Below are 12,166 nucleotides of genomic sequence, written 5' to 3'. Positions count from 1 at the left end.
CCCTTTTTATCCGAAGCCGCGGCCAGTAGCGGCGTGTTCCAGCAGCTCGTGGCCGTCGCCCTCGTCGCCACGCTCCTCGGCGCTCCAGCGGCGGCTCTCGCCTCGCCGTCCGACGGAGGGGTGGACTGGTCGGCTCCCCACCCCGAGGAGGAAACACCAGCGGCGAGTCTCGTCGCGATACTCCCGAACCCGACCGCACCGGGAGACCGTGGCGAGTACGTCGTCGTCCGGTTCGACGGCAGAACCAACCTCGCGGGCTGGTCACTCGCGGACGACGAGGGAAGCGCTGCCCTCCCCGACCGGACCGTCTCTGGGACGGTCGCGTTCACCGCCCACCCCGGGGCGGTCCCCGCCGGCGTGGCGGACCAGACCGTCGCAGTCACCGGCTTCCCCGCCCTCGCGAACGGTGGTGAGACCGTCGTCCTCCGCCGGAACGGCGTCCGTATCGACGCCGAGACCTACAGGAACGCGCCGTCCGGAGCCAGGTGGGACGGGACTCGCTGGATAGCGCCCGGCGAGACCGACTTCGCCCCTGCCCGTTCGGGGCCGACGACGGTTCGGGCCTTCGTCACGCCGGACTCGGCAGTACCGCTCGACGCACTCGACCGAGCGAACGACCGTATCTGGCTTGCCGGTTACACGTTCGCCTCGCACCGGGCCGCGGACGCACTGCTCGCGGCGCACGAGCGAGGGGTGTCGGTCCGTGTCCTCGTCGATGCCGACCCGGTCGGGGGGACGACCGCTCGGCAGGTCGCGGTCCTCGACCGACTCGCCGACGCGGGAATCGAGGTCCGGGTTCTCGGCGGCGAGGAAGCACGCTACGACTTCCACCACGCGAAGTACGCGGTGGCCGACGAACGAGCCCTCGTCCTCACCGAGAACTGGAAACCCTCCGGGAGCGGTGGGCACGCGAACCGTGGCTGGGGAGTCGCGGTTCGAGGTGACACCGTCGCCGCGCTCGAGGCGGTGTTCGACGCCGACTGGCAGGCTCGAGACGCGTCTTCGTGGGAGGACCATCGCTCCAGTATCGACCCCGTCTCTGGGGACGTGGCCACCGGCTCGTATCGCCAGACTATTCCACCGGAGACGGTCCCCGTCGATGACGTCACCGTCCTCGTCGCGCCGGACAACGCCGAGCGTTCGCTGCGGACGCTCGTGGCGGGGGCGGAAACGTCCGTCAGCATCGAACAGATGGCCGTCGGGAGTGTCGAGACACCACTGATGCGGGCCGCCATCTCGGCGGCGCGGAACGGAAGCAGGGTCCGTGTCCTCCTGAGCAGGGCGTGGTACGTCGAATCGGAGAACGGCCGGGTCGTCCGCCGGTTGAACGCACTCGCGGAACGCGAAGGGCTCGACCTGCGAGCGAAACTCGTGACACCGGGCGACCGGTTCGAGAAGCTACACGCGAAAGGGGTGGTCGTCGACGGCCGGCACGTGGTCGTCGGCAGCGTGAACTGGAACCGACACTCGTTGCGCGAGAACCGCGAAGTCGCGGTCGTCCTCACGGGTGAAGCGGTGGGGACCTACTACGATGCCGCCTTCGATGCCGACTGGCAGGCGGAGGAACCCGACGCACCAGTTCCGGGGGTTCTACTCGGCGCCGCTGTCGTCTCGGCTGCCGGCGTCGGGGTGCTGTTCCGAAGACAGGTATCCTTTGAGACAGGTAACGAACCCGTGAATACTCGTGGGCGCCTCTGACCATCCATGGTATCGGTGGGTGACACAGCGAAGGATTTCAGACTCGTCCACGATGTGGCGCAGGCGGTCGCGGACGCAGAGACGCTGGAAGAGGCCCTCAACGAGACCGTCGAACTCGTCTGCAAGCGTTCGGAATGGCTGTACGGCGAGGTCTGGACACCGGACGGTGACGTACTCGTCGCGAGTGACGTCTGGTACGGGGAAGGCGAGGGTTTCGAAGCGTTCAGGGACGCGACAGAACGACTTCGCTTCACCGAAGGTGTCGGCCTCCCCGGTCGAGTCTGGGAGACGCACGAGATGGAGTGGATCTCGGACGTCTCACGGGCGGACCTCCAGTACTTTCTCCGCGCATCTGCTGCGGAGAAGGCGGGGTTCAGGGCCGCACTCGGGGTGCCGATTCTCGATGGCGAGCGCTTCGTCGCGGTCATCATCTTCTTCCTCGGCGAACCGAAGGAGACCGACCCACGTCTCGTGGCACTCGTCTCGACCATCGCGATACTCGGCGGGCTGTACTCTCGAAAGCGGCGAGTGAAGGAGCTCGCCGACGAACACCGACACCTGACGAAACAGTTCGAGGCGAATCCTGTCGGGGTCATGGTCTTCGACCCCGACGGGACGGTCGTCGACGCGAATCCACAGGCGGCGAAAGTACTCGGCGTCGAACTGGACGAGCTGCTCAACGAGCAATACGTCGAGTCTTCGTTCGAGCTGTTCGACCAGGAAGGCCGTGCGATTCCGGAGAACGAGATGGTGGTTCACGAGGTCGTGATGACGCAGAAGACGCTTCGCGGACGCCAGCTCGGCGTCCATACCCCGAGTGGTGACCGGTGGTTACTCGTCAACGCGGCACCGGTGAAGGGTGACGGTGAGACGGTCGAGCAGGTCATCGTCGTCCTCGAAGATCTCACCAGCAGGTACAGCTGGGAGCAGGAGATAGAGCGGCAGAACGAGCGGCTCTCTCGATTTGCGAGTGCCGTCTCGCACGACCTCCGGACGCCCCTTTCGACGGCCGCCGCGGCGCTCGAACTCGCCAAACGGGACACCGATAACGAGCACCTCGAGACGGTCGGGAAGTGTCTCCAGCGGATGGACGTCATCGTCACCGACGTACTCACACTGGCACAGGAGGGGAAACGGGTCATCTCACCCGAACACGTGTCGCTGGCCACCGTCGCCGGGAAAGCCTGGGAGGACGTGAGCCCACCGAACGCGACGTTGCAGGTCCTCGGCGGGGCGACCGTGATGGCGGACGAGGAGCGGCTCCAGCGACTGCTCGACAACCTGTTCAGGAACTCACTCGAACACGGACGGAACGACGTGACCGTCCGCGTCGGCACCATCGACGGCGAGGGCTTCTTCGTCGAGGACGACGGCCCGGGTATCCCCGAGGCTGAACGCGAGAAGGTGTTCCAGACCGGCTACACCACCGGTGAGTCGGGGACCGGCTTCGGCCTCGCAATCGTCAGAGAAATCGCAGACGCACACGACTGGGAGGTCAACGTGACCGAGAGCGAGAGTGGCGGCGCCCGGTTCGAGATACGGACGCGCGACGTGTGACTCGGTTCGGGCGGCGAGAACCACCACGGTATGAATCGGTACGGGAGCCACCAGCGTGCGAGCGAGTAAAGCCGACCAAACGCCTCTCTCTCGGCATGAAGTGGCAGAGGACGGAACCATCGTTGCGGCTCGACCTCGTCTCCGACGCGGTCACGGCGATGGAGTCAGCCGAATCGCTCGAGGAAGCGCTGGCCGAGATGGTCGAACTCGTCTGTACACGAACCATCTGGCAGTACGCCGAAACGTGGGTGCCGAGCGAGTCCGAAAGCGGGGAGCAGCTACTTCGTGCGGGCTCCGTCTGGTACGGCGACGTCGGACGGCACTACGAGTACCGCTCGGTCTCCACCCACTTCACGTTCCAGAGGGGAGAAGGACTACCGGGGCGCGCCTGGCAGACCGGTGACGTCCAGTGGATTCGCGATGCGGCCTGGTCCGACCCGAGCTACTTCCGCCGTGCGAGCGCGGCGCGTGATGCTGACCTACACGCCGGCATCGCCGCTCCCATAACCGACGGAGAGGACCTCGTCGCCGTCGTGACGTTCTTCCGCCACGACCGGTTCGGTCGGGACCGCGAGTCGGTCGAACTGGTCGGAACTCTCGCGAAGATCGCCAGCCTGGTGGCGCGAGCGGAGCGGTTCCGGGGCGCAGCCGAGGATGCGGGAGATTCCGTCGGTTGCGATTCCGAAGAGGTGGACGTCGACGAGTGGTCCGTAGAGCCAGCGTCACCGATGACCCCGAACGATGGTGAAGAAGCAGTGGACGCGTCGGACGGTGACGGGGATACGAATCACGCGACGGGTATGACGTCCGCCGTGTCCCGTCGGCGGTCGACGTAGTCCAGACGGGCCGGTCCCGGGGCGCTGGCTCAGGGGACCGGACGGTGAGCGGCGCGCCCACCTTCGTCACTGAGAGAACGCACGACCGGTGAGCTGCGAGAAGGAAGGGACAACCGGACCGACGGGGCTCAGTCGTCCGAGAGCGCCGAGGTCGAGCTGAGCTCTTCGTCGATGTTCGCGTCGGCCATCTTTTCGACGAGGGCGTCGATGACTTCGGCTCGACGACCCTTCACGAACTTGATGGACCCGACGACGAGGTGGCCACCGCCGGAGACGCCGCCGCCGACTATCTCCTCCTGGAGTTCGGAGACGTAGTTCGGGATGTCCAGTCGGACGCCGTCGGACCGGAGAACAGCGAAGTCCGGACCGTATCCGATGGTGATGACGGGGTCGCCCGTCTCCTGGACCTTCTCGTCGTGGATCTCACCGGTCGTCTTCCCCGGTGCGGGGTAGGTGAACCGGTGGGCGTAGTTCTCGACGTCGATGCGGTAGAGGTGGGCACCGTTGTCCAGCGTCTCGTGTTCGAGGTGCGGCTCGGTCGCGTCGAGCTGGTCTGCGACCTCTTCGCGGGCGCGTTCTGCGAGGAAGTCGACGAGCTGCTCGTGTCGGTCGCGGTCGTCACAGCCGACGTTGAGCACGTCCTCGATGAGGTGGCGACCCGAGTTGTAGCGGAGCCAGTGGGCGCCGTAGTCGAGCGCCTCGCTGATGTCGCGCAGGTCGTCCTCCTCGTAGCCTTCCTCGGCAGCGAGTGCGAGGTACTCGTCCATGACCTCGGCCTTCGAACGGTCGGAGAGACCGGCGACGGCCGGAACGTGCCGCAACTCGTCGGTCATGTCCGGATAGATCATCCGGGCCAGTTCGACGCACATCATGCCGGTCGTGATGCGGTAATCCTCGTCGTAGAGGTACGGGTTGACGTGCGCCGCGAGCAGGTCGTCGACCGCCTCGGGGTCGGGGTGGTGGTGGTCGACGGCGACGATGGGGATGTCGTAGTGGGCCAACGTCTCGTAGGCTGGAACGTCTTCCTCGGTCGACCCGTTGTCGAGCATGAGGACGAGCGGGAGCTTCTGGCCGTGCTTCGCGCGGTCCTCGAGGGCGTAGTTGAGGTCGCGCGTCGCGTCTTCCATCTCGTAGAACGGCGCCTTCGACGGGAGGCGCTTGAACAGGTGGCGCGGGGCCTCGGGGTCCTCGTGGACCTCGGCGATGAACGACTCGATGGCCTTCTGGACGGGGACGGAGGCACACATGCCGTCGCCGTCTGCGTGGTGACGGACGCGGATGGGTCGCCCCTCGATGACGGTCTGACGAAGCAGACGGGCGACCTCTCGAAGGTCGTCGCGGAGCTTCTCGAATGCGTCCCACTGGACGAGCGGTTCGACCTCGTGAGGCTCGGCCCGGTCCTCGAGTGCGTTCTGGAGGCGCTCACGGACCGATTCGGCGTCGTCGTCCTCGAGAACGGTCAGCGAGCCGATCTCGAGCTGGAGCGCGTCGTCGCGGGATTCGACGATGCCGGTCACGCGGACCGCGTCGTCCACGTCGGCCTCGGGGAAGGCGCGGACGCCGGCCGATTCGAAGGCGGCGGCCGGGACGACGCCGTGTTCGTCGCGAATCTGGAAGATGGTCGGCCCACCGGTCTGCTTTATCTGTGTGATGGTTCCTTCGACGTGGACCTGTTCACCGAGGTGCGTGCCGAGCGCGGTCGTCGCGGTCGTCCGGTAGTCGTGGGCGACCGGCTCGACCACGTAGTCGTCGACGTCGACGGGTGCGAGGGAGATGTCGCCGTTGTCGCGGACGTTGTCGAGTTCGACGACGACCTCGTCGCCGACGGCGTACGTGCCGCTCAAGTTGGATTCGTGAACGAGACCGGAGACGGAGTCGGAGAGGTCGACGAAGATGCCGTATTCGACGATACCGTTTACGACGGCGAGGTAGGGAGTGTCCTCCTCCACGTCGTCGACGGTACAGTCGGGCGCCAGATCGTAAACGACGGTACCTGTCCCGTCGTCGGCGTCGCCGACGGAGTCGGATGTCATTGTTACGGGTTCATTCGAAACGGCCGCGTATAACGCTTGTCAAGACGAGCGGGCGATTCGGAACGTTTAGCACCGCCGAGGCGTGAGGGACGGGCATGGGACTGTTCGACCGGTTGTTCCGGCGAGAGCCGGTCGTGGGAATCGCCCGCGACACCATCGAGTTCGCGCTGGAGGCGGCCGAGGACACCCATCCCAACGAGTACATGGGACTGCTCCGAGGGCGGGACGCCCGGCAGCTCGGTCTCGACCTCGACGGCCAGGTCGTCACCGACGTCCTCGTCATCCCCGGAACCCGGTCGAACCCGGTCAGTGCGACGGTCGACTCGAACATGATTCCGAACGATAGCCGTGCGCTCGGGAGCATCCACTCGCACCCGAACGGGGTGCTTCGGCCGAGCGACGCCGACCTCGCCACGTTCGGCAGCGGACTGGCCCACATCATCATGGGCTACCCGTACGGCCCCGAGGACTGGCGGACGTTCGACCAGCACGGCGACCCCCGCGACCTGCCCGTGCTCGACGTCGACCTCGACGACCCCGAGACGTTCTTCGATTTCACACAGGCGGACATCGACGCGGAGCTGCGAGATTGATATGACAGGGACACCCACAACGGTCATCGCACAGGGCACGTTCGATCTCCTCCATCCCGGCCATCTCCACTACCTCTCCGAGGCGGCCGCGCTGGGCGACGAACTACACGTCATCATCGCCCGCCGGGAGAACGTGACGCACAAGAAGAAACCGATCCTCCCCGACCGTCAGCGCCGCGACATGGTCGACGCACTGGAGATGGTGACCGAAGCGCACCTCGGCCACACCGAGGACATCTTCGTCCCCATCGAGCGCATCGACCCGGACTACATCGTCCTCGGCCACGACCAGCATCACGACGAGGACGCCATCGCCGAGGCGCTCGCTGCTCGTGGCATCGACTGCGCGGTTCGTCGGGCGTCGGCCAGGGACCCGGCGTACGACGGCGAACTGCTCTCGACCGGCCGTATCATCGACCAGGTTCTCGCACAGCGAAGCGAGGACTGACCGGTTTCTCGCGTCGGCCGCTGTATCCGCCGTTAGAGTCATAACAATCGTCGCGAGAGGATTGCATCAGAACGGTCCCGTCAGATGAGAGGCGAACACGACGACGTCCTGGTGCTCGTGATGGAAGACGGTGCACGAGCCGTCCCCGAGGAACTCGCAGCGACGTTCACAGTCCGCGAGTGTGGACACTCGCTGGCGAAAGAAGGAGTCGACTGCGCCGTCGTCACCAGTCCCTCCACCGTCGTCCTTGCGCTCGAAGAGACGGCACCCGGCACGCCCGTGGTCGCCATCGTTCCCGACGACGAACGCCAGGCGGCAGTCGACGCCGGGGCGACGCTCGCCGTCGCGACTGGTGCCGACGAGGCCGATGCGCTGGTCAGGGCCGTCGAGGTTGTCGTGGCCCGTCGACGCGGCATGGCGACCGACCGTCTCGACGCGGCACTGACCGAGGAGGCCGACGATTCACCGCTCGTGACCGACCACTCCGGTCTGCTCGCCGTCACCGAGGCCGTCCCCGACCTCATCATCGTCTACGACGCCGAGGGGCGGTACGTGGAGATAAAGACGAACCAGCAGGTGCTCGACTTCGACATCCCCGAGGACGTTATCGGCCGCTACGTCGACGACGTCCTCCCCGAGCAGGCTGCCAGAGACATCCGGTCCGTCATCACGGAGACGCTCCGCACCGGCACGGGCCAGCAGCTCGAGTACGAACTGGAGTTCCGCGGCGAGACGTTCTCCCTCGAAGCCCGTACCCAACCGGTCTCCGGCGTCGACGAGGAGTACGTCGTGTTCGTCGCCCGGGAGATCAGCGAGCGCAAGGCGTACGAGCGCGAGCTCGAACGCAAGAACGAACGGCTCGAAGCCTTCGCGGACGTCATCGGTCACGACCTTCGGAACCCGCTCACGGTCGCGCGCGGGAACCTCGAACTGGCGAAACTGACCGGGGAGATCGACCGTCTGGAACCGGTCGAGGAGTCGCTGGACCGGATGACGGAACTCGTCGAGGACATGCTCGCGCTCGCACGGCACGGCCGGGACGTGGACGACCCCAGACCGACGAATCTCGCGGACGTCGCCAGGCAGTCGTGGGGGATGGTCGATGCGACGCGGGCGAGTCTGCTCGTCGACGACGACCTCGGAATCGCCCTCGCCGACGATAGCCGGCTCCGTCAGCTGTTCGAGAACCTCTTCAGGAACGCGGTCGAACACGCTGGCGACGACGTCTCGATCCGTGTCGTGAGCAAGCCCGACGGGTTCTACGTCGTCGACGACGGTCCCGGAATCTCACCCGACGACAGGGACCACGTCTTCACCCAGGGTTATTCGACCAACGACGAGGGTACCGGCTTCGGACTGGCCATCGTCGCGGACATCGTGGAAGCCCACGGCTGGGAACTGGAACTGTGCGACCCGCCGGAATCCATGGCCGGCGCGTGCATCGAGGTTACCGGGCTGACGTTCGTCTGAGAGCGGACCCGCTTCCGGCGAGTGGCGTGGCCCTTCGTCGACCGAGCGACACCGGAACGACCGCTACCAGCCCCACGACTCGGCGGTGCCGGTGCGACCTGCCAGTTCCGTGGAAAGAAAAACAGCTCGATGAGCGGTGCCGTTACAGGTAGCCCGCGTCGGCGAGCCGCTCGACGCCCTCGCGAAGTCGTTCTTCGCTGGCTGCATAGGAGAGCCGCGCGTAGCCCGGCGTGCCGAAGGCACTGCCCGGGACGGTCGCGACGTGGGCGTCCTCGATGGCACCCTCACACCAGGCGGTGTCGTCCTCCTCGACGGGGAGCATCATGTAGAACGCGCCGTCCGGGACGGCCACGTCGACGCCGTGCTCGGCGAACAGGTCGACGAGCAGGTCGCGGCGCTCTTCGAAGGCGTCGCGCATCTCGGCGACTGCCTCGTCGGTGTTCTGAAGCGCTTCGACGCCCGCGTGCTGGACGAAGTTGGTCGCACAGGAGACGGAGTGGCTGTGGAGCTTGCCTGCCTCGCTGACGAGCTCCTGGGGCGCGGCGAAGTAGCCGAGCCGCCACCCGGTCATCGAGTAGGCCTTGGAGAACCCGTTGACCGTGATGGTCCGGTCCTCCATCCCGTCCAGGGTACCCAGACTCGTCATCTCGACGCCGTAGGTTATCTCCTTGTAGATCTCGTCGGAGATGACGGCGAAGTCGTGTTCGACCGCGAGGTCGCGAACGCCCTCGAGCGCGGCGTCGGAGTAGACCGCCCCGGTCGGGTTCGACGGCGAGTTGACGACGAGCAGTTCGGTCTCGTCGCTGACGGCCTCGGCGAGGTCGTCGAGTGCGGGTTCGAGCTGGAAGTCGGAACCGGAGAGGTCGACGCGGTTCAGCGAGCCGCCGGCCATCTTCACCATCGCCTCGTAGGAGACCCACGCCGGGTCGAGCAGGACGACCTCGTCCCCCTCATCGATGAGGGCCTGGATGACCTCGTACAGCGCCTGCTTCGCACCCGGGGTGACGATGACGTCCTTCGATTCGTACTGGTCGAGACCGTCACCGTGGAGCTTCTCGACGATGGCGTCTTTCAGCTTCGGAATGCCGTTCGAGGAGGTGTAGCCGGTGTGGCCGGCCTCCATCGCGTCCTCGGCGGCCTGGACGATGTTCTCGGGCGTCGGGAAGTCCGGTGCGCCGACGCTCAGGTCGACGACGTCGACGCCTTCTGCTTCCAGTGCGGACGCCTTGTTCGAGATGGCAAGCGTCGCGGACGGTTCGACTCTCGTAACGCGGTCTGCGAATTCCATGGTCATAGTTCCTCGACGAGTTTGACTGCTCCCTCGGCCGCCGACGCGGCGTTCTCGATACGCTCGTACGCCTCGGCCGAGCTCATCCCCGGGCCGGTGACGCCGAGCGTGACGGGCTTGTCCCGCTCGAGACTCACGTCGGTCAGTTTCTGCGCGGTCGCGTGCCCGATGACTTCGTCGTGTTTCGTGTCGCCGGTGACGATGGCACCGACGACGGCCACCGCGTCGACGTCGTCACGGCGGACGAGCCGGTCGGCGGCGAGCGGGGAGTCGTACGCCCCCGGAACGTGGACGGTCTCGACTACCTCTGCACCAGCCGACTCGGCGGCCTCGACGGCCGCCTCCTCCATCTGCTCGGTGACGGGAGCGTTGAACTCCGCGACCACCAGTCCGAGCGAGGTCATAGTCGAGGCGTGGCGAGGCGGCCAGAAAGTTCTACCGTTCGATGCAACGGTCGGGGAGGCGACCGGTTCGGGTGCAGCCGGGGTCGCGCCTTCCGCGACCCGACCGTCTAAGCGGCTTCACCCCCAACTGCCGGACATGAAGGTCGCCGTCCTCGGTGCCGGCTACGCCGGCGTCACCCTCACGAAGAGACTTGAGAAGTCTCTCCCGCCCGACGTGGAGCTGGTCCTCGTCGACGATACGGGCACACACCTCGTCCAGCACGAGTTGCACCGCGTCGTCCGCCGCCCCGCCGTCGCGGAGTACATCTCCGTCCCGCTGGACGACGTGGTGGACAGGGCGACCGTCCGCGAAGGTCGTGTGACCAACGTCGATGCGGCAGGCAGGCGCGTCACCTTCGCCGACGAAGACACACTCGGATTCGACGTCGCAGCCGTCTGTCTCGGCGCGGAGACCGCCTTCTACGACCTCCCTGGTGTCGAATCGCACGCGACACCCCTGAAGCGGCTCGACGACGCCACGGAGATTCGTGCCGGGTTCCTCGACGCACTCGACGATGGCGGAGAGGGAGCAACAGAGGGCAGGGTCGTTGTCGGTGGCGCCGGGCTCTCCGGTATCCAGGTCGCCGGCGAACTCGCGGAACTGGCAGCGGAGCGGGACGGCTCGGTCCAGATAACGCTGCTTGAGCAGTTCGAGACGGTCGCCCCGAACTTCCCTGCGAACTTCCAGAGAGCCGTCCATGGTGCACTCACGGAGAAAGGCGTCGAGGTCCGGACCGGTGCGACAGTGACAGAGGCGACGGACGACGAGGTCAGACTGGCAGAGGCCGACCCGATTCCGTACGACCAGCTCGTCTGGACTGGTGGCATCCGCGGCCCGGACGCGCTCCGTGGTGAGCGACCGAGCGTCCGGAGCGACCTCCGGCTGGAGGACACGACGTTCGTGCTCGGGGACGCCGCGAAGGTGGTCGACGATTCGGGCGAGGCAGTTCCGGCGAGCGCGCAGGCGGCCATCCGCGAGGCGCGCGTGGTTGCGACGAACGTCGCCCGACTGGTCGACCACCTCCGAGATGGAGATTACGGCGGCTTCGACCCGCGATTCGACCGGTTCGGGTTCGACTCCCCGGGCTGGCTCGTGACAGTCGGCGACGACGCCGTCGCGCAGGTCGGTCCGGGTGTCCTCAGAGGAAGGACCGCGCTCGCGTTGAAGGCGACCGTCGGGGCGGGCTACCTGTCCTCGGTCGGGGCGGTTCGCGAAGCGGTCGACCTCGTGAACGACGAGCTCGGACTGGACCCCCAGTGAGCGGAGGGACGACGCGCTCGCTGTCCCCGACGCGAACCGGCCCATCGGTCCGGGTAACTATCCCGTAGCTCGCACCCGCGCCCGAGAGGGGCCTCCCCGGTCCCGTTAGAGTGTACCCGGGAGCGGTACCGCCGGCCGATGGGTTGCGGAGGCGAACCTGCCGTCTTCGGTCCGTGGACGAGTGTCCTGATGAGACGTTCGACGTGACTGAAGCCACCCCTAAAGTTTCCTCACAGACACGTTCGATTACCGGTAGGTGCGGCATAGTTAGGACACTCCCCGAACTATGTGTTGCTATAGCACGTCAGGGGTCGGCCACCGGGGACCGGCTCGCCGTGCGAGGGGGAGAACAATGCAGAAACCGTCCAGATGTAAGCTGGTGTACTGTACCAACGGGTGGGTGGAGATAAAGGAGGTCGGCAGCACCGATGCGTGGCTGGCGACCGATAGTCCCGTCCAGATCGAGGACTGACGAACGCGGTGCTGGACGACGACCGTTCTGGCGGCGACGCCTGCTAAAAAGTGACAGCGAAGACTGG

10 protein-coding genes are annotated in these 12,166 nt (G+C 66.5%); 7 read left to right on the top strand and 3 right to left on the bottom strand.

Annotated elements, in window-relative coordinates:
- Window positions 1-33 precede the first annotated feature (33 nt).
- The 3 genes from ACSC1Y_RS14900 (at window position 34) to ACSC1Y_RS14890 (ending at window position 4,091) form a co-directional block, all read left to right on the top strand.
- Window positions 34-1,698, top strand: a complete 1,665-nt coding sequence (locus tag ACSC1Y_RS14900) for a phospholipase D-like domain-containing protein (RefSeq protein WP_435335711.1) — start codon at window positions 34-36, stop codon at window positions 1,696-1,698.
- 6 nt (window positions 1,699-1,704) lie between these two features.
- Window positions 1,705-3,255: a sensor histidine kinase gene (locus ACSC1Y_RS14895; protein WP_435335710.1), complete on the top strand. Its 1,551-nt coding sequence runs from the start codon at window positions 1,705-1,707 to the stop codon at window positions 3,253-3,255.
- 95 nt (window positions 3,256-3,350) lie between these two features.
- A complete protein-coding gene (locus tag ACSC1Y_RS14890) occupies window positions 3,351-4,091 on the top strand; it encodes a GAF domain-containing protein (protein WP_435335709.1) in 741 nt (246 codons plus the stop codon).
- Between the two features lie 128 nt (window positions 4,092-4,219).
- On the opposite strand, the gene han is transcribed toward ACSC1Y_RS14890, so the two are convergent.
- On the bottom strand, window positions 4,220-6,124 hold the full coding sequence (gene han, locus ACSC1Y_RS14885; RefSeq protein ID WP_435335708.1) for a Hef-associated nuclease: 1,905 nt from the start codon (window positions 6,122-6,124) through the stop codon (window positions 4,220-4,222).
- A 95-nt stretch (window positions 6,125-6,219) separates the two neighbouring features.
- Here han and ACSC1Y_RS14880 point away from each other — a divergent pair, with 95 nt between their 5' ends.
- The 3 genes from ACSC1Y_RS14880 (at window position 6,220) to ACSC1Y_RS14870 (ending at window position 8,635) form a co-directional block, all read left to right on the top strand.
- Window positions 6,220-6,717 carry a Mov34/MPN/PAD-1 family protein gene (locus ACSC1Y_RS14880; RefSeq protein WP_435335707.1) on the top strand — a complete coding sequence of 166 codons (498 nt, stop codon included), beginning with the start codon at window positions 6,220-6,222 and terminating at the stop codon, window positions 6,715-6,717.
- A 1-nt stretch (window position 6,718) separates the two neighbouring features.
- On the top strand, window positions 6,719-7,165 hold the full coding sequence (locus tag ACSC1Y_RS14875; RefSeq protein WP_435335706.1) for an FAD synthase family protein: 447 nt from the start codon (window positions 6,719-6,721) through the stop codon (window positions 7,163-7,165).
- Window positions 7,166-7,249: 84 nt separating this feature from the next.
- On the top strand, window positions 7,250-8,635 hold the full coding sequence (locus tag ACSC1Y_RS14870) for a two-component system sensor histidine kinase NtrB (protein WP_435335705.1): 1,386 nt from the start codon (window positions 7,250-7,252) through the stop codon (window positions 8,633-8,635).
- A gap of 142 nt (window positions 8,636-8,777) precedes the next feature.
- On the opposite strand, the gene ACSC1Y_RS14865 is transcribed toward ACSC1Y_RS14870, so the two are convergent.
- On the bottom strand, window positions 8,778-9,929 hold the full coding sequence (locus ACSC1Y_RS14865; RefSeq protein ID WP_435335704.1) for a pyridoxal phosphate-dependent aminotransferase: 1,152 nt from the start codon (window positions 9,927-9,929) through the stop codon (window positions 8,778-8,780).
- A complete protein-coding gene (gene ribH, locus ACSC1Y_RS14860; protein ID WP_435335703.1) occupies window positions 9,926-10,327 on the bottom strand; it encodes a 6,7-dimethyl-8-ribityllumazine synthase in 402 nt (133 codons plus the stop codon). Before ribH ends, ACSC1Y_RS14865 begins: the two co-directional genes overlap by 4 nt.
- A gap of 136 nt (window positions 10,328-10,463) precedes the next feature.
- Between ribH and ACSC1Y_RS14855 the strand changes: the two genes are divergently transcribed.
- The gene (locus ACSC1Y_RS14855; RefSeq protein ID WP_435335702.1) at window positions 10,464-11,627 is read left to right on the top strand and encodes an NAD(P)/FAD-dependent oxidoreductase; all 1,164 of its coding nucleotides are present in this window, start codon (window positions 10,464-10,466) and stop codon (window positions 11,625-11,627) included.
- The last annotated feature ends 539 nt before the right edge of the window (window positions 11,628-12,166 follow it).

Source organism: Haloarchaeobius lipolyticus (genome assembly GCF_051208015.1).
Lineage (GTDB): Archaea > Halobacteriota > Halobacteria > Halobacteriales > Natrialbaceae > Haloarchaeobius.
This window is presented reverse-complemented; position numbering and strand designations above follow the sequence as displayed.